At 37.4% G+C, this 19,382-nt stretch carries 21 protein-coding genes and 1 other RNA gene; 17 read left to right on the forward strand and 5 right to left on the reverse strand.

Features of this window, described 5'->3' with window-relative positions; all coding sequences use genetic code 11:
• Positions 1–83 precede the first annotated feature (83 nt).
• The 6 genes from RV17_RS07420 (at position 84) to RV17_RS07445 (ending at position 5,327) form a co-directional block, all read left to right on the forward strand.
• Entirely contained in the window at positions 84–566 is a 483-nt protein-coding gene (locus RV17_RS07420; protein ID WP_071868884.1) for a YbaK/EbsC family protein, read from the forward strand.
• A gap of 474 nt (positions 567–1,040) precedes the next feature.
• Positions 1,041–1,721 carry a metal-dependent hydrolase gene (locus RV17_RS07425; protein WP_071868885.1) on the forward strand — a complete coding sequence of 227 codons (681 nt, stop codon included), beginning with the start codon at positions 1,041–1,043 and terminating at the stop codon, positions 1,719–1,721.
• Positions 1,722–1,728: 7 nt separating this feature from the next.
• Positions 1,729–3,060: a DRTGG domain-containing protein gene (locus RV17_RS07430; RefSeq protein WP_067482483.1), complete on the forward strand. Its 1,332-nt coding sequence runs from the start codon at positions 1,729–1,731 to the stop codon at positions 3,058–3,060.
• Positions 3,061–3,074: 14 nt separating this feature from the next.
• On the forward strand, positions 3,075–4,046 hold the full coding sequence (locus tag RV17_RS07435) for a DHH family phosphoesterase (RefSeq protein ID WP_071868886.1): 972 nt from the start codon (positions 3,075–3,077) through the stop codon (positions 4,044–4,046).
• A 165-nt stretch (positions 4,047–4,211) separates the two neighbouring features.
• Entirely contained in the window at positions 4,212–4,547 is a 336-nt protein-coding gene (locus tag RV17_RS07440) for a zinc ribbon domain-containing protein YjdM (RefSeq protein WP_067482479.1), read from the forward strand.
• A 75-nt stretch (positions 4,548–4,622) separates the two neighbouring features.
• Complete coding sequence (locus RV17_RS07445) at positions 4,623–5,327, forward strand: zinc metallopeptidase (protein WP_067482477.1); 705 nt, start codon at positions 4,623–4,625, stop codon at positions 5,325–5,327.
• A 51-nt stretch (positions 5,328–5,378) separates the two neighbouring features.
• On the opposite strand, the gene RV17_RS07450 is transcribed toward RV17_RS07445, so the two are convergent.
• Positions 5,379–6,923 carry a helix-turn-helix domain-containing protein gene (locus RV17_RS07450; protein ID WP_071868887.1) on the reverse strand — a complete coding sequence of 515 codons (1,545 nt, stop codon included), beginning with the start codon at positions 6,921–6,923 and terminating at the stop codon, positions 5,379–5,381.
• 467 nt (positions 6,924–7,390) lie between these two features.
• Here RV17_RS07450 and RV17_RS07455 point away from each other — a divergent pair, with 467 nt between their 5' ends.
• Both RV17_RS07455 and RV17_RS07460 read left to right on the forward strand, forming a co-directional pair.
• Positions 7,391–7,936, forward strand: a complete 546-nt coding sequence (locus RV17_RS07455; protein ID WP_071868888.1) for a TetR/AcrR family transcriptional regulator — start codon at positions 7,391–7,393, stop codon at positions 7,934–7,936.
• Between the two features lie 85 nt (positions 7,937–8,021).
• Positions 8,022–8,357, forward strand: a complete 336-nt coding sequence (locus RV17_RS07460; RefSeq protein ID WP_067482472.1) for a hypothetical protein — start codon at positions 8,022–8,024, stop codon at positions 8,355–8,357.
• 74 nt (positions 8,358–8,431) lie between these two features.
• On the opposite strand, the gene RV17_RS07465 is transcribed toward RV17_RS07460, so the two are convergent.
• A complete protein-coding gene (locus tag RV17_RS07465; protein ID WP_071868889.1) occupies positions 8,432–9,304 on the reverse strand; it encodes a helix-turn-helix domain-containing protein in 873 nt (290 codons plus the stop codon).
• Between the two features lie 124 nt (positions 9,305–9,428).
• Between RV17_RS07465 and tadA the strand changes: the two genes are divergently transcribed.
• The 6 genes from tadA to RV17_RS07495 all read left to right on the forward strand — a co-directional run bounded on the left by tadA (position 9,429) and on the right by RV17_RS07495 (position 13,938).
• Positions 9,429–9,929: a tRNA adenosine(34) deaminase TadA gene (tadA, locus tag RV17_RS07470; RefSeq protein ID WP_373419147.1), complete on the forward strand. Its 501-nt coding sequence runs from the start codon at positions 9,429–9,431 to the stop codon at positions 9,927–9,929.
• 40 nt (positions 9,930–9,969) lie between these two features.
• An RNA gene (ffs, locus tag RV17_RS07475) (signal recognition particle sRNA small type) lies at positions 9,970–10,054 on the forward strand.
• A 353-nt stretch (positions 10,055–10,407) separates the two neighbouring features.
• Positions 10,408–11,793, forward strand: coding sequence for a bifunctional metallophosphatase/5'-nucleotidase (locus tag RV17_RS07480; protein ID WP_071868890.1), 1,386 nt, complete (start codon positions 10,408–10,410; stop codon positions 11,791–11,793).
• Between the two features lie 37 nt (positions 11,794–11,830).
• A complete protein-coding gene (locus RV17_RS07485) occupies positions 11,831–12,526 on the forward strand; it encodes a YutD family protein (RefSeq protein WP_067482466.1) in 696 nt (231 codons plus the stop codon).
• Positions 12,527–12,528: 2 nt separating this feature from the next.
• On the forward strand, positions 12,529–13,293 hold the full coding sequence (locus RV17_RS07490; protein WP_067482464.1) for a TIGR01457 family HAD-type hydrolase: 765 nt from the start codon (positions 12,529–12,531) through the stop codon (positions 13,291–13,293).
• Positions 13,294–13,938 (forward strand): TIGR01906 family membrane protein, encoded by a 645-nt coding sequence (locus tag RV17_RS07495; RefSeq protein WP_067482462.1) that lies wholly within the window; start codon positions 13,294–13,296, stop codon positions 13,936–13,938.
• A 262-nt stretch (positions 13,939–14,200) separates the two neighbouring features.
• Here RV17_RS07495 and RV17_RS07500 read toward each other — a convergent pair whose 3' ends face one another.
• Positions 14,201–14,710: a phosphatidylglycerophosphatase A family protein gene (locus RV17_RS07500; protein ID WP_071868891.1), complete on the reverse strand. Its 510-nt coding sequence runs from the start codon at positions 14,708–14,710 to the stop codon at positions 14,201–14,203.
• Between the two features lie 103 nt (positions 14,711–14,813).
• Complete coding sequence (locus tag RV17_RS07505) at positions 14,814–15,815, reverse strand: NAD(P)/FAD-dependent oxidoreductase (RefSeq protein ID WP_071868892.1); 1,002 nt, start codon at positions 15,813–15,815, stop codon at positions 14,814–14,816.
• Between the two features lie 175 nt (positions 15,816–15,990).
• On the opposite strand from RV17_RS07505, the gene RV17_RS07510 reads away from it, so the two are divergent.
• Positions 15,991–16,575 (forward strand): peptidylprolyl isomerase, encoded by a 585-nt coding sequence (locus RV17_RS07510; protein WP_067482457.1) that lies wholly within the window; start codon positions 15,991–15,993, stop codon positions 16,573–16,575.
• A gap of 224 nt (positions 16,576–16,799) precedes the next feature.
• On the opposite strand, the gene RV17_RS07515 is transcribed toward RV17_RS07510, so the two are convergent.
• The gene (locus RV17_RS07515; protein WP_071868893.1) at positions 16,800–17,969 is read right to left on the reverse strand and encodes a MalY/PatB family protein; all 1,170 of its coding nucleotides are present in this window, start codon (positions 17,967–17,969) and stop codon (positions 16,800–16,802) included.
• Positions 17,970–18,060: 91 nt separating this feature from the next.
• Between RV17_RS07515 and RV17_RS07520 the strand changes: the two genes are divergently transcribed.
• Both RV17_RS07520 and RV17_RS07525 read left to right on the forward strand, forming a co-directional pair.
• Positions 18,061–18,441 (forward strand): CvfD/Ygs/GSP13 family RNA-binding post-transcriptional regulator, encoded by a 381-nt coding sequence (locus RV17_RS07520; RefSeq protein ID WP_071868894.1) that lies wholly within the window; start codon positions 18,061–18,063, stop codon positions 18,439–18,441.
• A 79-nt stretch (positions 18,442–18,520) separates the two neighbouring features.
• Positions 18,521–18,883 carry a hypothetical protein gene (locus RV17_RS07525; protein WP_067482451.1) on the forward strand — a complete coding sequence of 121 codons (363 nt, stop codon included), beginning with the start codon at positions 18,521–18,523 and terminating at the stop codon, positions 18,881–18,883.
• Positions 18,884–19,382: the final 499 nt, after the last annotated feature.

Consider the following 19,382-nt stretch of genomic DNA (forward strand, 5'->3'; position numbering starts at 1 on the left):
CCCAGTTTGGTGGTCTTCTACTTTTTTCTTATGTCAGAGAATAAATCCGTTAGAATAATAAGCATGGAAGGAATTGATGATGTATGACTAAAACCAGAGTAGAACAATATCTAGAAGAAAAGGCGATTCCGTTTGAAGTTATTGATTTAGCAAGTGTCGAGGAAACAGACTTTTTATCTGCATTAGCCGCGAAAGGTTTGTCGGCTGATCTCGTTTGCAAAAATCTAGTATTAAAAGGGGACAAGACCGGCATTATTATTGCTTTAGTGCCACTGAATGCACGCCTTGATTATAAAAAAACACGAGAAATTACAAAAAATCATAAGGTAGGATTACCTGATATGGATTTTGTTTTTGCACACACTGGGTATGTACATGGTGCAAATACACCGATTGGTATTAAACTTCAACATCCAGAAGATCTTTTTGTGTTTGATCATTCTTTAAAAAAACAGTCCAAACTTTTGATTTCTAGTGGGGAATTAGGTCGAGGAATTTTATTAGCGCGGACAGATTTGGATGCAATTGTCGAACCGACCTATGCAGATTTGATCAAAGGCTCGTAAACTCCAGTGATCAAAAAGATGTGTGGAAAAAGGTTGTGGCGCAAAACGCTTAACTCCGACAAGATAGTGAGCAATCACTCAAAATAGCTTTCCATATTTTGAGGTCAATGTAAACTATCTGGATAAGCTGTTTTGGGAACACCATTTATTCAGGAACAGAAGGTATGACAAAGCATTTGTGACACCCTTTTCTGATTTGCTAAGATTGTTTACGAGAACAAATTACCCATTATTTTGGAAGAAGAGACAGAGATTCTTGGAATTTTAGCCAAGAATCTCTGTTTTTTTCTAAAAAAATAAGAAGAGGTCTGCTTGGTGAATTCTGTATTATCTGTTACAATAAAAAAGAACATACTGTACTAAAATTTCAAAAAAAATAAGTGAGGAAAGCGGTTTGTTTCATTGAAGCAATGAGGTTGAAATCGTTTTATTCTTTTTAGGTACACAAACCAAAAATCTGTGAGGAGTGAAGAAATGAAAATTACTTATCATGGTCATTCTTGTCTTTCGATTGAGATGGAAAACAAGCAACGTTTGTTGATTGATCCGTTTATTACTGGAAACAAATTAACGGATTTAACAGTTGATGAAGTGCAGACAGATTGGATTTTAGTAACACACGGTCATAGCGACCATATTGGAGATATGATTCCAATTGCGCAAAAAAACCAAGCGACAATTATCAGTATCGTTGAAATTGCCGACTATGCCCAAACAAGAGGTGTGAACGCATTTGGGATGAATCTTGGCGGTAAGCATGCGTTTCCTTTTGGTGAAGTAAAACTGGTTCCTGCGCAACATAGTTCAAGTTATGAGGTCAATGGAATCATTCAATATATGGGAGAAGCTAGTGGAATCATTCTTCAAGCAGAAGGAAAAACGATTTACCACGCTGGTGATACAGCTGATTTTAGTGACCTAGCTTTACTGGCAGAACAATTTACTATTGATGTTGCTTTCTTACCGATCGGCGATACTTACACGATGGGCCCAGAGGATGCAGCGCGCGCAGCCAAACGAATTGGTGCAAAACAAGTTGTACCAATCCATTACAATACTTTTCCGGTAATCGAGCAAGATCCGCAAGTGTTTCTTGATTTATTACCAGCAAATGTCGGAAAAATAATGAGCGTATCAGATACGCTGGAAGTGTAGGGGAAAAATGGCGACAAAACATGATTTGATTTTAGAATATATCGAAAGTTTACCAGTGGGCAATCGGATTTCTGTGCGGAGTATTGCGAAGGAACTGAATGTCAGTGAAGGTACAGCTTATCGAGCAATCAAAGATGCTGAAAATATTGGCTTAGTATCAACCATCCAGCGTGTTGGAACGATTCGGATCGAGCGAAAATTAAAGAAGCATATTGAACGTTTGACCTTTGGTGAAGTTGTCCGAATTATTGAAGGAGATGTGTTAGGAGGCGCAGCCGGGTTAGATAAAGATCTCAACAAGTTTGTGATTGGGGCAATGACGAAGCATGCGATGGAACGCTATATCACTCCTGGTTCGCTAATGATTGTGGGAAATCGAACGGATGTCCAAAAGTTAGCACTAGAAGATGGTGCAGCTGTGTTGATTACTGGGGGATTTGAAACAACACCAGAGATTTCTCAATTAGCAGACGAGCTAGCAATGCCGATTTTGCGGACAACTTATGATACCTTTACTGTTGCAACCATGATTAACCGTGCGCTAAGTGACCAATTAATCAAAAAAGATATTATGTTAGTCAGCGACATTTATATGCCAGCAGAAAAAACATATCATCTTTTGCCAACGGAAACCGTTGCTGATTTTCAACGATTGTCAGAAGAAACCCAGCATTCACGCTTTCCAGTTGTTAATCGCCACCAACGGTTGATGGGAATCGTGACAGCCAAGGACATTTTAGGGAAATCTGAAAATCAGCTCATTGAACGAGTAATGACGAAAGAGCCAATTAGTGTCAAGAAAACGATGAGTGTTGCTTCGGTAAGCCATCAAATGATTTGGGATGGACTTGAAGTGATGCCCGTAGTCTCAGATGATTTGACATTAGAAGGTGTCATTACGCGTCAAGATGTGATGAAGGCTATGCAGCTGGTTCAGCGTCAACCACAAATTGCTGATACGATTTCGGATCAAATTTCGGGGGATATCCAAACGATTGAAACCGATCGTGAAGGAAGTCGTCTGGACAATCCCAAATTCAAATTTACAGTAACACCACAAATGGTTAACGGCGTAGGGACGATTTCATTTGGGGTATTAAGTGAGATTATTTCAGATGTCGCCCAAAAAACGATGTTGTTGAACCAACGACGTAATATTTTGATTGAACAAATGAACCTTCATTACTTACGCTTAATCCAGTTAGAGAGTGAATTAGATATTCAACCACGTGTGCTAGAAATCGGGCGTCGTTCAGCAAAACTAGATATTGAAGTGTACATTGAAAATATTATTGTGGCAAAAGCAATTGTTGTTTGCCAAGTAATGGAACGTTCTTAGAAAGCAGGGAAGACATGAGAAACACAACGGAACTAACGATCCAACAAGAAATTTTAACAGCAATTCAGGCAGCAAAACGAATTATCATTCATCGCCACCAACGCCCCGACCCAGATGCAATTGGTTCACAGGTCGGGTTAGCGGAGATTTTGCGAGAAAGTTTTCCAACAAAAGAAATTTATCAGGTAGGTGAAACTGTTGAAGGACTTCGTTTTTTAGCAGAAATGCAATCAATTGATGATGCACTTTATCAAGGGGCATTAGTCATTGTAACGGACACAGCGAATTCGCCACGAATCAGTGATGACCGTTATCCATTAGGCGATCAGTTGATTAAAATTGACCACCATCCAAACGATGAGCCTTATGGTGACCTCGTTTGGGTAGACACGAAGGCAAGCAGCTGTAGCGAAATGATTGCTTCATTTGCTTTGATGTTTCCAGATGAACTAACGATCAACGCAACTGCAGCACGCTTACTCTATGGTGGGATTGTTGGCGATACGGGAAGATTTTTATATCCGGCAACAACTCCACGAACATTAGAAATTGCCGCTGTCTTAATGAGCTATCCATTTGATGCTGGTCAATTAAATCGTGAATTAGAGCAAATGCCAATGAAAGTTGCCAAACTTTCAGGATATTTATACCAACATCTTGAGGTTGACCATAACGGTGCTGGTCGCGTGCTTTTATCAAAGGAATTGTTGGCTGACTACGGGATTGATGATTCTGAAACCGCAGCAATCGTTGCTTTGCCTGGTGTCATAGATGAAGTCTTGGCTTGGGGAATCTTTGTTCAACAACCAGAAGGACATTACCGTGTTCGTTTGCGTTCAAAAGGTCCTGTAATCAATGAGCTAGCAAAGCGTCATCACGGAGGCGGACATCCACTAGCAAGTGGTGCAAATGCAAAAGATTTACGTGAAGTAGAAGAAATCTATCAAGAAATTCAAACTTTGTGTCAGGATTACCAACAAAAATAATCGAAAAAGGTAATAAGTGAGTAAAGAAAAGCGACTTTTGGGAGAATTACAGCACATCAGTCATTTTCTTTGCTCTTTTTTGTACAAAATTCACAAGCACTCTTTTCAAAGTAACTTTTTTTCGTTACAATGATGCTCAATAATAGATTTTAAAGGAGAAAGAAGATGACATTACCAAATTGCCCAACTTGTGGGTCTGAGTATACTTATGAAGACAGAGGATTATTTATTTGTCCAGAATGCGGTCATGAATGGAGCGCCGAACAAACCGAGAACGTGGAAGAAGAACTTGTTGTGCTTGATGCAAATGGGAATCGTTTGGCAGAAGGTGACAGTGTAACAGTCATCAAAGATTTAAAAGTCAAAGGTGCTTCTGGTGCAATTAAGCAAGGAACAAAAGTCAAAAATATTCGTTTAGTTGAAGGCGACCACAATATTGATTGCAAAGTTGATGGCTTTGGTCCAATGAAGTTGAAATCTGAGTTCGTTAAGAAAAACTAAAAGCTTCAAAGTCTCTTCACATTTTTTTCTCTCTTCTCATGGTAGAATAAAGAAAATGAAAAGGAGTGAGCTTAAATGTACGGGATCTATAATCTACTTGATCCAACGTTTATCTTGGTCATCATCGGGTTAGCCATTTCAGGTATTGCTTCGGCATATGTCAATAGCACATTCAAGAAATATGATAAAATCCGTAGCAAAAATAATGTGACAGGAACACAAGCTGCCCAATATATTTTGAGCAGTCAAAACATCCAAAACGTAGGTGTCCAACCAATCGCCGGGAATCTAACAGATAATTATAATTCTGGAAATAAAATGCTAAGCTTATCACAAGCAACAGCGCAATCGACTTCAGTTGCTGCAATTGGTGTGGCAGCCCATGAATGCGGACACGCAGTCCAAGATGCTGTTGGTTATGCACCGTTAAAAATTCGTGCAGCATTGGTTCCAGTAGCTAATTTTGGCTCTGCAATTTCGTTGCCATTGATTATGGTCGGCGTTTTGTTTAGTTGGAATTACACGTTGATTAATATCGGGATTTTTGCTTTTTCATTGGCGTTGTTATTCCAATTAGTGACACTGCCAGTTGAATTCAATGCGTCAAGACGTGCGTTACAGATATTAAGTGAGGGCGGTTTGTTGACTGAAGATGAAGTGCCAATGGCGCGTCACGTCTTGTTTGCTGCAGCATTAACTTATGTCGCAGCAGCACTAGCAACTTTCCTACAATTACTCCGCTTGATTTTGTTGTTTGGCGGAAACAACCGTCGAGACTAAAGGATAAACAGCAAAGCAATAAGTAAGAATAAAAAGAAGCACCGGCTTTTGTCAGTTGATAAATGCCGGTGCTTCTTTTTGGTGATTGTTTGGCGCAGGTAACAAGTTTTGCGTCGTGTTGATCTGTGTTTTTTTGTCATAGAGTGTTTGGATAAGTAAGACAAGTTTTTGCCAGCTGACTTCTTCATTTGTTAGATTCCAATAAAAAGAAGGGATGGCTTGTTGTGCTGCTTCAAACCAATCAGTAACGATCAAGTCCGCTTTTTCTGGTGAAAAGGTAAGAAGAACCGTTTCGTGATTGAATAACTTTTCCAAACGATTTTTCAGATGATAATTGCCAGTTAAGGTCTTCGTCATTTTTAAATGAATCAACAGTTGTGTATCTGTTTCAGAACGAATCAATTGATAGATCAGTGAACCCAAATAGTGAGCGACGTGAACTGAACGCAACTTGGCTGGGCAAAGAGCGTTGATCTCTGTGAGAATTAATTGCACTTGCGAGTCATCTGCCGACACCGTTTCTGTTACAGTGGGGAAATAGAGCGTATGAAATTCAATGATTGATTCCCCTAACAATGAAACAAAAGTGAACGCAAGCGTGATGAAGTAGTGATAGAAGGCAATTTTTTCAGTTGTATCAATGGTTGGAAAATGCTTGGCTAATTGAACAGTTAGTTTTTGTGTGAATTGACAAAAAACATGATCTGTTTGCATAAAACACTTACCAATGGTCAATTTCTGTTGGACGTGGACCCAACTTGGGAAGAAACAAAGAATCATAAAATTGAGCACAAACACTTCGTTCTCCGTATGTTTTTCGGGTAGCTCCACAGGCATGTTTTGTTTAAACGAACCGGTTAAATCACAGGTGTGAAAGAGTAGCTTCAGTAATTGCTGAATATCATTTTCGAGTGGTTCTAAGAAAGAAGCCTGCTTGATTCGAAGTTTAAACACCGCATAGAGTAAATAAATATTTTTTTGCTCTGTCTCGGAATGAAAGGGAAGCTGGAATGCATCTGACAGAGTAATTTCCTGCTTCACTGTTGCTAAATCAATTGTTGTAAATGGCCATTCAGGTCCTTGAAAGGCATCCGATAGAAATATGTATATATAGATTCGAATCAATAATTCATCTCCAGATAAGGTATAACAATTATTGGAAGAAATAATTTGTAGATTGAATTTTTTTAAATCCTTATTGATTCGCGTAGTTAATTTTTCTAAGTAAGAAGAAGAAATATATAATTTTTGGGTCAACTCTTCCTTGGCAACTGAAGCGTCAAGGCTGTCCATCAAAAGTAATAAGTAATTAAAACGCTGGGATTCGCGTAAAAAGATTAACTTCAAGTAATAGAATACCTGCATTTTTGTTTTTTCATAGTGTTCATTGATCTGAATCTCTCCTTTATGAGTCGAATAAATAAAAGAGTGAAATTCAAGTAACTGACTAATCGCTTGGTTAAGTTTTCGTATCAAGTCTTTCACCGTCCGTTTGGGAATCACGAGTTTATTTGAAAGATCTTGTAAGGAACAAGTATCGCTTTGGATAATCTCATACAGAACAAGTAGTTCCTTTTTTTTTGCATCAACTAACATTTCGAAACTCCTTTCCTCCTAAATATGTACAGGATAGGTCATAAAGTGTGAGTGGTAAGTGTTTTCATACTATGTTATTCTCACAGGGTATTAGACCTTTATAATATAACTTGTTATTTTAAAGTTATTATTTAGTTGTTTATTCTATTGTTTATGTCCAAGCGCGTTTTGTCAAGTTAGAAAAAAGTAATGAAATTTCTTTTAGACATACAAAATATAACAGTATAGCTAAGCTTGAGATGAATAATCCATTGGCTATGTGCGACCAAATCATTCCTAGTCACAGGTCTATTACGCAGGATATCAGCTACTATTTTATCGGATGATTGCTGTTATATTTATCATAAGAAATCATAACTTTTTCTATACGCTTTCCCCCTACATAAAGTTACGCAGGATATTGGCAAAGAATCGTTAGAGAAAAATATTACTGTGAATCATAAAATCAAATGAAGAGGGTGAAAGAAATGGGTAGAGTAACCAATTTTAGTAAAGAATATTTACTATTTAAAAGTATGGTCTATGCAGAAGAGTTTGGGTTGCATTCGATTACTGCTAGAAAATTAGCAGCTTATTGTGGCTGTTCGACATATCCGATTTATGCACATTTTGATTCCATTGGTGTGTTAAAAGAAACAATTATTGATGAAATCAAAAAGAGCTTTGAAAAATATTTAGACACGTATCAAATGACGGGCTTTTTTAGTATCGTCCACTTATTGAAAGAATTTTTTGCAGTGAACGAAAGCGTTCGTGGAATCGTCTTCCAGTCTGATCTAGACTTAGCAGCTTTATTCAAGCTAAGTTTTAAGACTCATCTAAATGAACATACTAGAGTTAGTGAAGTTTATCTAGTTGAACTTTTGTGGCTGAATATTTTGGGGAGTTTAAATTCTGACGAAAATTCTCGTGAGTTTTATGAAACAATGACAGCAATCTGGAGTAAGTTGGCCGAACTAGATGAGGACTTACCAGAAGTTCTAACTGATATTCGCTTAGTTGCAGCTAAGTAATGGTGCTTCATGAGTCGAGTGAAATAGTTCGTTTATTTTTTTGTCTATGCTATGATAGAAGTAGATAAAAAGGAGCTGAAGACTTATGAAAACATCAACAAAAGTAACAATCGGTTTAGGTATCATGGCTGCTGCTGGTGTAGCAACTACAGCAGTTGTGTCAGGTAAAGTGGTGGAAAAAATTCGTCATATGTCTAATCGTTGCAAAGTCAAAAAATTTGTTAATGATAAGTTTGACGGAAATGAAAAGCTATTAGGATTAGTCGATGACTTATCGGATAGTGATTTGGACTCTTTGATGGGTGTTTTAGAAAAAATCAAAAAAGGCCGCAAGAAAATCTCTGTTTATGGTGACACGCTAAAAGATTCAACGGATGATTTGCGTGAGCGTTTGATGACTTTAGTTGATAAAATTATGTAATTTTTTGCGTTAAAAAAGCACAGCAAAAAAAGTGAGCGTTGGACTAGTCAGGCTAGTCGCAACGCTCACTTTTTTTAATTATTTTTTTTGGTAGGAGACATTTGGATGATTAGAAGATAACAAAAAAGAAGATCATTTGCTTGCTTTAAATTAAAGCCAGTTGCTTCCTGAAACTTTTCTATCCGATATTTCAACGTGTTACGATGAAGAAAAAGAGTTTTGGCAGCGGAGCTGATATTGCCCAAATGATTCCACAACGCTAAGATGATTTCTTCCATATCCATTTCTTCAAGCAAGAGCTGATAATTTTGGATAAGTAAATTCTCTTTGATCCCCTCTGTTGTAAAGTAGTGCAGGGCAACATCTTGTAGAGAAAACACAGCTTGACTGTTTTGTGGGGAGCGTTTTTCTGTAAGAAAAATTTTTCGTTCTTCAGCAAACAATGTTCCAAAATCTTGCGAAGGTGCATGAAAAGCGCCGACAAAAACATTTGTTGTAATTTCAAAGTCAATATCTAATGATTGAAAAATACCATTTAGTTCAGAAACTGGAAGAAAATTTTTCCCTTTAGGCTCAATCAGTAGTGCATCTTGTTGGCTATAGAAAAAGAAATCTGCAGGTTCATAAAACATCGCTAGTAACGTTTCTTGCCATTCCTTTTGCAAAAAGTCATCCTTTGCTGATACATGTAACTGGATGATTCGATAGGAACGATCCAATGTTAATGATTGTTGTTCGAATAAGTAATGGTACCAAGGATGGTTTTTTGGATTGGTAGCCATTGGGAATAACGCTTTCAAAAGACTGATTTCAGATGGAGCTAACGATTTTTTTTCAAACCAAAGAAAGGCGTCACCAGTAGCTAAAGAAAGAATCGATGGCGATGCGGAAGGAAATTCTTTAAGTTGAGCATTTGGATATAATTCTAGTAATTGTGCTTGATTCATGTGCTTCACCTCACCGCTATTTTACCATAAAAAAACCTCATCAAAAGGACAAGCTAGTTACAAGTTTTTTTTTATATGGTAAAGTTATGCTGAAGAAAAATAATCGAGAAAAAAGTGAGGGAATTTGTTGAACGAAGAACAGTTATCGCAACAAGAAAAAGAAAAATGGATGCGCCTCGCTCTTGAAGAAGCTAAAAAAGCAGAACAGTTAGCTGAGGTCCCAATTGGTGCAGTGGTGATTTTAGATAATCAAGTAATTGGTAGGGGGCATAATCTACGAGAAACAACGCAAGATGCCACAACCCATGCAGAGATGCTTGCAATTAAAGAAGCTTGTGCAGCTGTTGGTAGCTGGCGTTTAGAAGAAGCACAGTTATTTGTAACACTAGAGCCTTGTCCAATGTGTAGTGGTGCGATGATTTTGTCACGTGTCAAAGAAGTTTATTTTGGTGCTTATGATCCAAAAGGTGGAACTGCTGGAACGTTGATGAATTTATTGACGGATGAACGCTTCAATCATCAAGCCACCGTTGAAGGGGGTATTTTGGAAGAGGAATGTGGAGGGATTTTGTCAACATTCTTCCGTCAGTTGCGTACGAAAAAAAAGAAATCGAAAAAAAGCTAGTCAGAATGGAAAAAATGCGGTATACTATTTCTTGCCGAAAGGCTAGGACAATGGTGGGCTTATGAAGCGTGTCAGATCCGGAAGGAAGCAGCACTAAGTAGGCTCCGCCATGTGTCTGAATATAAAAAATAGCTGATTGATGAACAGGAATGCTATACCTGTTTTTTTTTTGCCCAAAAAATAAGTGAACCAACTAAATATTAGGAATGAATGTGTGCCAATAGCTTCTTTTGAAGTCAAAGGCACGCTTTTTTTGTCAACAAGACCAGCCTCAATAGAAAAAATGAGGCTGGCAAGGTTGGAGGTAAAGAATGAAAAAAATGAATGTTTTGGGAATGACTTAATAATAACTAGGTTAGCTTAAAGAAACCATAAATGATTTTTTTATTCTATTTTTTTGAAGTAAATAATACTCAGGATCATTATTGGAAGGAAAAAATAGCTCTGTGGTATGATGGTCGAGAAGAGAGGCGAGAAGATGGAAAAAATAATGTTATTACACACAAATGATCTCCATTCACATCTGGAAAACTGGCCCAGAATCAGACGCTTTTTAGAGCAACGAAAACGTGAAAGTGAAAAGAAAGTACAGACAACGACTGTTACAGTGGACCTAGGAGATTTCGTTGACCGTTGGCATCCCTTATCGGAAGCAACGAATGGTCAAGCCAATGTCTTACTGATGAATGAAATTGGTTACGATGCCGCAACGATTGGAAACAATGAAGGTGTTGGAAATTCAAAACATGATTTGAATCATCTATATGATGAAGCTAATTTTGATGTTTTATTAGCAAATTTATTTGACAAAAAAACATTGCAGCCACCAGTATGGGCGAAGCCATACAAGATTATCGAAACGAAGCAGCAGACAAAAATCGGTTTGCTGGCATTTACGGCACCTTTTCCTTTAACGTATAGTCCAAACGGTTGGGATATCCGAAATCCGTATGATATTTTGCCGGAAATGGTCGAAGAATTACGTCCGAAAGTCGACGTGTTAGTGTTGATGAGCCATCTGGGTATTCAAGATGATATCCAAATTGCAAAAGAATTACCAGCAATAGATGTTATCTTAGGTTCACATACACATCATCTCTTTCCTAATGGCGAAGTGATCAACGGCGTTCAATTAGCCGCAGCTGGTCGTTATGGTCAGTATGTAGGAGAAGTTCAATTGACGTTAGATGAGAATAAAAAAATTGTGAAATATTCTGCACAAGCAATTCCCACTGAGTCATTGACAGTCTTTGCAGAAGATGCGCAAGAAATCGCTAGTTATTTGGCAGAAGGGCACGCACTTTTAAAAGCTAAAAAGGTCGCTGACCTACCATTTCCACTAACAATGGATGTTTTTGGTGAAGAACCCTTTATTCAACTAGCATTAGAAGCAATCAAAGAACGTGGCAAGACGAAGGCGGCAATTTTGAATAGTGGCTTGTTTTTGACGGATATCCCCGCCGGAATTATCGACCAAGATGAGCTTCACACTGCGTTACCACATCCAATGCACCTATTGAATGTAACCGTTAAAGGAGCAGATTTGATTCGATTAATTTTGGAAATGGAAAAAAATCGCAACTTCTTACGTAACTTTCCTATGAATGGGATGGGATTTCGAGGGAAAATATTTGGACAAATCGTTTACAATGGGATTACCTACGATGAAGTAAATCATCAAGTACTCTTTCAAAATCAACCAATCAATGAGAAAGAAAGATATTCGTTTACGACGGTTGACCATTTCATGTTTGTACCGTTTTTCCCGACGATTGAGATTGCCGGCGAAAATGAATTTCTGTTCCCAGAGTTTATTCGTAGTGTTGTGGGTGATTACTTGAAAGCTCACTACCCAATCAAATAAAAACAAGGTATAATGACTAGGAATAGGTGGTGAAAGTATGTCTGCAAAACCAAAAGAAAAGAAACAACAGCCAGTTGCAAACAAAGAAACGAAAGAAACAACCGTAGCAACAGCTGAAAGTGAAGCAACAAATCTTGTCACAGATGAACTAACGACTGCTTTAGAAGAAATCGTTGAAGAAAAGCCTAAAGCAGAAAAAATCAAAGGGGAACTTGTGACACCTTTAGATGATAGTAATTTTTTAGTTGGTGATCGACAATTTCGTCTAGTAGCCAATCACCGTGAAGGGTTTGACGCACAAAAACTTGGCGAGCGGTACAGTGATGTGTTGTCTCGTTATGATTATATCGTTGGGGACTGGGGCTATGAACAGCTTCGCCTGAAAGGATTTTTCCGTGCAGACAATCGACGTGCCCATCCGGATCAGCGGATTGATTCATTAGAAGATTATCTTTATGAATACTGCAATTTTGGTTGTGCTTATTTTGTTATCGAGCGCATTGGCGGGGGAGACAAAAAGGAAAAGCCAGCACAACGTCGCAAAAAGAAAAAAAATTACAATCAGACAGCGTACATTGATGAAAAGAAAGGTCCAGTGTCTTCTAGTCATAAGAAACCTGTCATTAAAAAACGTAAGGAGACGCCCAAAAAAGCGACTGCTGCTAAAGAATCAGTAGAGCAGCCAGCAAATGAAAAAGCGAACTTTACGATAAGAAAAAGAAAAGAGTCGTGAGCATGAGTTATAAAGGATATTTGATTGATTTAGACGGAACGATTTATCGTGGAACAGAAGCGATTCCTGCAGGGAAACGTTTTGTCGAAGAATTACAACAACGTGAGTTACCCTTTTTATTCGTTACTAATAATACGACGAAGAGCCCTGCTACAGTTGCAAAACGCTTGGCAGATGAATTCGATATTCATGTCGCAGCAGAAACAGTTTATACGGCAAGTTTAGCGACGATTGATTTTATGCAAACAGATGGAAAAGGTAAAAAAGTTTTTGTTATTGGGGAGTCAGGATTAATTGACCTGATTTTGGAAGCTGGATTTGAATGGGAAGAAGAAAACCCAGATTACGTTGTTGTTGGATTAGATAATTATTTAACCTACGAAAAAGTGGTGGCAGCAACGCTTGCAATTCAAAAAGGGGCAACGTTCATTGGAACAAACCCAGACAAGAATATTCCTACTGAACGCGGGTTGCTACCAGGTGCAGGTTCAGTGGTTTCCTTCGTTGAAACAGCTACTCAAACAACTCCAATCTATATTGGTAAGCCAGAAGCAATCATCATGGATAAGGCAGTAGAAATCTTAGGCCTTCAAAAAGAGGAAGTAATCATGGTTGGTGATAACTATGAAACAGATATTCAAGCAGGTATCCAAAACGGAATTGACACGTTGCTCGTTCTATCCGGGTTTACCAAGGCAGAAGATGTACCTCATTTACCAGTCCCAGCTACATTTGTCAAAAATTCATTAGATGAGTGGCAGTTCTAAATGGGTAAGCGTAAGGGACAATGGCTTGAGTATTTGGGGTTGACTAGCTTATTTCTGACCTTGATTAGTCTAGCGATTGCCTTGACTATCAATTTTCGACCGCTCTATGTATTTGATATTGATTATTTGCATATTTTGCGGTACACGTCTCTGGATCAGCAAACGTTGCTTCAGAATTTTGATGAATTGATGAAATACTTGAATAATCCGTTTCAATCTGTACTGAGTTTGCCAGATTTTCCTGTTTCGGCCAGTGGCGCACACCATTTTCGTGAAGTTCGTGTTCTTTTTTTCATTGATTATGCTGTGTTATTAGTCACGTTGATACCAAGTAGCTTATTTGTTTATTCGTTATGGAAAAATAAACGTTTCTGGCGATTAATACGTCCGTTTCAGTTTGGGATGCTTGCGCCAGTGGTTATTGGATTTTTTATGCTAATCGGTTTTGATCGATTCTTCATTGTTTTTCACGAAACATTTTTCAACAATGACGATTGGTTATTCGATCCTCGAACTGATCCAATTATCAATGTGTTACCGGAAGAATTTTTTATGCATAGTTTTGTTCTCTTTTTTGTTTTACTTGAACTCTTTTTCGCTATTTTCCTGTTCCTTGGAAAGCATGAGTTAAGAAAGAAAAGATAACTTTTTCAACAAGAAACGCTCTCAAAGATAAACCAAATCTGGCTTATTTTTGAGGGCGTTTCTTTTACTTTTAGTGGAGAAAAAGGAGGTGTGACAAAAGCCTTGTCACACCTCCTTCAGTAATCAATCAAATTTTCACAAAAATATGAGAAGTCATTTTCGAAAACGGCTTCTCATATTTCTTGGAGTTAATCATTTCTGTCACAGTACCATTCTGTTGGTGACAGCTAATATTGCACTGCTCACTTGTTACCGATTCATTTTATTGTGTCAAACGACTGCGTTTTTCAGGTTCAGCATGGGCTAAACGACTTGCTGCAGATGCGGCAATCGCACCAACGATATCATCTAAAAAAGTATGGACATGATCGCCATCATGTCGGTTCAATTGTTTTAAAATCCCTGGTTTCACTTTGTCAATGTAGCCGTAGTTGGTAAACCCAATCGTTCCGTAAACATTAACAATAGATAAGGCGAGGATTTCATCAATTCCATACAAGCCTTCATCGTCTTCGATAATATGTTGTAAAGGTTCCATTAACTGTTTTTGTTCAGCTAAAATATCTAACTGGATTCCCGTGATGATTGCATTATGGACTTCTCGTTTTGTTAGAACCGAGTCAACGCTTTCTGCGCAATCCACTAAAGTTAAATCTGTAATATAATCTTTTTGTAAAAACATAACTAATTCTGCAATATCTTCAATTGTTACACCGCGTTCAAGTAAAAGAGCACGTGCTTTTTCTTCTAATGTTTCCTTTTTAATAACCATGGTATTCCTCCTTCAAATAGTCTATATATTCATGTTAGCTTAATCAAGTAAAAAAGCAAGAAGGATACCTTTGCATCTGAGGTTTATTACAAGTGGATGCTAGTCATCTTTCAGGACGAAGTCGTTTATCATACAAGCTGGTACTGTGTCCAGGTTGTGCCCGTTCTTTGGGATTGATGTAATGTAGTGCATTGTTAACCGCAGTGGGTGCTTCACCAAATCCTGTAGCAATCAATTTCACTTTGCCATCATAGGAACAAATATCGCCTGCAGCGTAAATTCCAGGAATCGAGGTCGACATATCGGAGTTTACCATGATTGATTGGCGAGAACTTTCCAGCCCCCACGAAGCAATCTGACCTAAATTAGAAGTAAACCCATAATTGATAATCAAAGAATCAATGCTTAAATCAATCGTTTCATCGCTTTTTACCTTTTTTAAACGAAGGTCGGTTAACTGGTTTGATTCCCCAGCTAAATCTTCAATCAAATAAGGTGTCAATAAATGAACAGATGAATTTTTTAATTGAGCAACACTGTGTTCATGGCCACGAAATTCGCTTCGACGATGGATTAGATAGACTTCGCTAGCAATTGGCTCAAGCATCAATGCCCAATCAATCGCAGAATCGCCACCACCAGCAATTGCTACTTTTTTGCCAGCGTATTTCATTAAATCATTGACATAATAATCTAAACCGTTGTTCTCAAAGGCGTCAGCACCTTCGATAGTTAATTTTCTTGGCTGAAAAGAGCCATTTCCGAGTGCTAAAATCACCGCTTTTGAATAATGGATACCTTTGTTTGTAATGATTTCGATCACATCTTCTTCGCGTGTAATGGAAAGAACTTCTTCTTCTAAATGAAATGTATGATTAAAAGTCGTCAATTGCTTTTCAAGATTGCCGACCAATTCGTTTGCTTTAATTGCAGGATACCCTGGGATATCGTAAATATATTTTTCTGGATACAAGGTCGCTAACTGACCACCAAGTTGGGGTAAACTGTCAATGATCTTTGTTTTTGCTTGTCGCATTCCTGCATAAAATGCGGCAAACATACCCACGGGTCCAGCACCGATAATGGTAATGTCATAAATGTCCATAAAAAACTCCTCCTCCAGACACACTATAGCAGAATTCAACTGAGAATGCTTCTCAAATAAATAAATTTTACTTGGAGTTTAAACTTTCTTTTTAGTAATCTGATCTAGTTTTTTGAATAGACATTCGGTATTATGTTATTATTTGGTAGTAAGAAAACATTAGGAGGAACCAAACATGGCATTTCCACAATTAGATTTAGCAAATGAAAAAGGCCCAAAAGCAACAATCAAAACAAATCGCGGAGACATCACAGTTCAATTATTTCCTGAATTAGCACCTAAAACTGTTCAAAATTTTATTGAATTAGCTAAAAAAGGGTACTATGATGGTGTCATTTTCCACCGTGTCATTCCTGATTTCATGATCCAAGGTGGCGACCCAACTGGAACAGGTATGGGAGGAGAAAGCATCTACGGTGAAAGCTTTGAAGATGAATTTAGCCGTGAATTATTTAACCTACGTGGTGCATTATCAATGGCGAATGCTGGTCCAAATACTAACGGGAGCCAATTCTTTATCGTAAATAATGAAAATGTTCCTGCTAATATGCTTGGACAACTTGAAGGTGCCGGTTTCCCCGCAGAAGTTATCGAAGCTTACAAGGGTGGAGGTACACCTTGGCTAGATTTCCGTCACACAGTTTTTGGTCATGTTGTTGAAGGAATGACTGTTGTTGATGAGATTGCAAATGTACAACGTGGACCACAAGACCGACCAGTCCATGATGTAGTAATCGAAACAATTGAGATTGCAGAATAACTATCAGAAAATGTACTGATAATGTAAAAGAGATTGTGGTCCAAAGCGTTGAACTTCAAGTAATAAGTAAAAATTTTTAGAAATTGTTCTTCAAATTTTGGCGAAGTTTCAGCTTACTGCCGCAGAAGTTGCTTTGAGAACATCTTTTATTCGTATAAAAGGGACTGTGACAAATTTTTTGTCACAGTCCCTTTTTGCTTTTTTATAAAAAATTAAATAGAAAATTACTTTTCAAAAGATTGTTTGATTCGTTGTAATCCTTCTAATAAAGTCGCTTTAGGGCAGGCAACATTCAAACGCATATGACAATGTCCAGCTGGGCCAAAAGAAATTCCTGGGTTCAAGACAACTTTTCCTTTTTTAATGAAACAGTCTTGCAATTCTTGATCATTTGTTTCGTAAGCGGAAAAATCTAACCACATTAGGTAAGTCCCTTCAGGCTTCATAACACGAACATCTGGCATTTCTTCTTGAAAAAAGGAACAAACAAGTGAAACATTTTCTTCTAAATAAGGAAGCAACTCTGAAAGCCAAGTTTCACCAGTTTCGTAAGCTGCCTGTGTACCAATTAAGCCAAATGTATTGATTTCTTGTTGCTGATTAGTTAAGAGACGTTGTGTAAAAGCTGCTTTGAGTTTTTTATTTTTGATAAAAACCATCGAATGTTTAATTGCAGCTAAATTAAATGTTTTTGTGGCAGAAGTAAATGCGATCATTTGATCATGAAGTTTCGGATTGATTGTCAACATTGACGTGAACTGATTGCCGAACAGCATAAGGTCCTGATGAATTTCATCACTGAATATGAAAACCTGATAGTTTAAACACAGGTCTGCTAACTGAGTTAATTCAGCTTTTGACCACACACGACCGCCAGGATTATGAGGGTTACATAAAATGAGGGCTTTGATATTGTGTTGTTGTATCTTTTGTTCCATATCTGCAAAGTCCATCTCGAAATGATTGTTTTTTTCTATTAAAGAACTGCGAACCAACTTTCGCTGATTGTTTTCTACTATAGAAGAAAAAGGTGGATAAACAGGATCATGAATCATAATTGAATCGCCTATTTCAGTAAACGTTTGGATACCTACAGCTAGACTGGACAAAACACCACTTGAAAAGACAATCTCTTCTTTTTTTATGGTGACTTGATGCTGTTTCTTTTCCCATTGAATAATAGAGTTATATAATTCATTGGAAATCGTTGAGTAACCAAACAAACCGTTTTGAACATAGCTGCTTAAAGCCTGAGTGACACTTTTGGGAGAAAGAAAATCCATATCTGCTACCCAAAGCGGTAACAAATCAGATGCATGATATGTTTCAGTAATACCATCCCATTTTACGCTATGCGTATTTTTTCTCGTTATTTGTTGATCGAATTCTACCATTTCAAAGCCTCCGATTTCACTTGTTTATTTTCAAAACTTCTTTTTTTAAATCATATACAGTATAATGAAAGATGCGAAGAGAGGGAAGTAAATGACTTATAAAATTGGACAAATAATTGAAGGAAAAGTAACTGGAATACAACCTTATGGTGCGTTTGTTTCTCTTGACGAGGAAACGCAGGGATTAATCCATGTTTCAGAAGTACAATCAGGTTATACAAAAAATATTCATGCATTGCTAACAATTGGACAACCAATCAGAGTACAAATTATTGATATTGATGAGTACTCTCAAAAAATCAGTTTATCTTTAAGAACTTTAGAGAACAACAGTCCAGTAGTTGCACACCGTAGAAAAAGGTATTTTACAAACAAAAATAGAAAAATTGGTTTTAAAACAATCGAAGAACAACTACCCATCTGGATCAAAGAAGCATTGACTGAATTGGAGAAAAAAGAAAACAAGAAATAAAAAGTGTATTTTTTCTGAAAATATGCTAAAATTTTTTTGTAAGCCATAGAACAAGAACAAGTTGATCGAGGTGGAGATTTTGGCAAACAAAAGAGTCGCTGGTACAATTATGTTGCATTTGGAGGATGGATCAAAGAGATTTCTGGTTCATTCAATTGATGATACGCTAGAATTCGCGTTAGCAGATCTTTCTGAAGGAAAGACTGGTCTAGCCAATATGCTTAATTTTTTAAAGGAAATCGTTCATATTGATGTGAGTCAAATCAACTTAATGGAGTTGACCAACACCCATATCGGACATGAAAATGTTCCGTTGTTTGTTTTTGAAACAGAGCAGAAGAATCAGGATGGTGAGCTGGCAGAAGGCTATCTTTGGGAAGAATCAGGGCAGATGCGAGCTGTTCTTGGGACTTACGAAGTAGAGGGTGTTCCTCTTTTCTAATCAGAAAATACAAAAATAAAAGGAAGATTGAAAAAAATTCAATCTTCTTTTTTTTGCCGTTTTAAACAAAAAAACAAGTAGAATGTTCCGGTTTATAATGCTTTTATAGCTATTTTAAAGCTTAACCAGAGACTTTGTTCGTAAAACACGAAAATTTGGAAGGGAAACAGTCTGAGTGCTGTTTGAAAAAGGTCAAAAATTCAGTTGACCAATCAAAAAAAGAATGATAAATTAGACAACGTTGAAGCGAAAGTGACATTCATGAAACTTTCGTAAATAACATGAAAAATAGTTGTTGACATGTGAATTATCACATGATAAGATAACTAAGTCGTTTAAAAAGGGCTGCTTATGAAGCTTGATTTCATCAAGAAAAACTTCAAAAAAGTTCTTGACAAATAACAAACGATGTGATATGATGAGTGAGTTGCTGAAAGATTTCTCGAACGAAATCAAAAAAACTTTTTGAAAAAAGAGTTGACATTCAAACGTCACTCTG

Source organism: Enterococcus thailandicus, assembly GCF_001886265.1.
Classification (GTDB): Bacteria; Bacillota; Bacilli; order Lactobacillales; family Enterococcaceae; genus Enterococcus_B; species Enterococcus_B thailandicus.

Bases quoted from the DNA above. Each gene is read 5' to 3' on its own strand.
- RV17_RS07420 (WP_071868884.1), top strand. From the start codon at position 84: ATGACTAAAACCAGAGTAGAACAATATCTAGAAGAAAAGGCGATTCCG.
- RV17_RS07425 (WP_071868885.1), top strand. From the start codon at position 1,041: ATGAAAATTACTTATCATGGTCATTCTTGTCTTTCGATTGAGATGGAA.
- RV17_RS07430 (WP_067482483.1), top strand. From the start codon at position 1,729: ATGGCGACAAAACATGATTTGATTTTAGAATATATCGAAAGTTTACCA.
- RV17_RS07435 (WP_071868886.1), top strand. From the start codon at position 3,075: ATGAGAAACACAACGGAACTAACGATCCAACAAGAAATTTTAACAGCA.
- RV17_RS07440 (WP_067482479.1), top strand. From the start codon at position 4,212: ATGACATTACCAAATTGCCCAACTTGTGGGTCTGAGTATACTTATGAA.
- RV17_RS07445 (WP_067482477.1), top strand. From the start codon at position 4,623: ATGTACGGGATCTATAATCTACTTGATCCAACGTTTATCTTGGTCATC.
- RV17_RS07450 (WP_071868887.1), bottom strand. From the start codon at position 6,923: ATGTTAGTTGATGCAAAAAAAAAGGAACTACTTGTTCTGTATGAGATT.
- RV17_RS07455 (WP_071868888.1), top strand. From the start codon at position 7,391: ATGGGTAGAGTAACCAATTTTAGTAAAGAATATTTACTATTTAAAAGT.
- RV17_RS07460 (WP_067482472.1), top strand. From the start codon at position 8,022: ATGAAAACATCAACAAAAGTAACAATCGGTTTAGGTATCATGGCTGCT.
- RV17_RS07465 (WP_071868889.1), bottom strand. From the start codon at position 9,304: ATGAATCAAGCACAATTACTAGAATTATATCCAAATGCTCAACTTAAA.
- RV17_RS07480 (WP_071868890.1), top strand. From the start codon at position 10,408: ATGGAAAAAATAATGTTATTACACACAAATGATCTCCATTCACATCTG.
- RV17_RS07485 (WP_067482466.1), top strand. From the start codon at position 11,831: ATGTCTGCAAAACCAAAAGAAAAGAAACAACAGCCAGTTGCAAACAAA.
- RV17_RS07490 (WP_067482464.1), top strand. From the start codon at position 12,529: ATGAGTTATAAAGGATATTTGATTGATTTAGACGGAACGATTTATCGT.
- RV17_RS07495 (WP_067482462.1), top strand. From the start codon at position 13,294: ATGGGTAAGCGTAAGGGACAATGGCTTGAGTATTTGGGGTTGACTAGC.
- RV17_RS07500 (WP_071868891.1), bottom strand. From the start codon at position 14,710: ATGGTTATTAAAAAGGAAACATTAGAAGAAAAAGCACGTGCTCTTTTA.
- RV17_RS07505 (WP_071868892.1), bottom strand. From the start codon at position 15,815: ATGGACATTTATGACATTACCATTATCGGTGCTGGACCCGTGGGTATG.
- RV17_RS07510 (WP_067482457.1), top strand. From the start codon at position 15,991: ATGGCATTTCCACAATTAGATTTAGCAAATGAAAAAGGCCCAAAAGCA.
- RV17_RS07515 (WP_071868893.1), bottom strand. From the start codon at position 17,969: ATGGTAGAATTCGATCAACAAATAACGAGAAAAAATACGCATAGCGTA.
- RV17_RS07520 (WP_071868894.1), top strand. From the start codon at position 18,061: ATGACTTATAAAATTGGACAAATAATTGAAGGAAAAGTAACTGGAATA.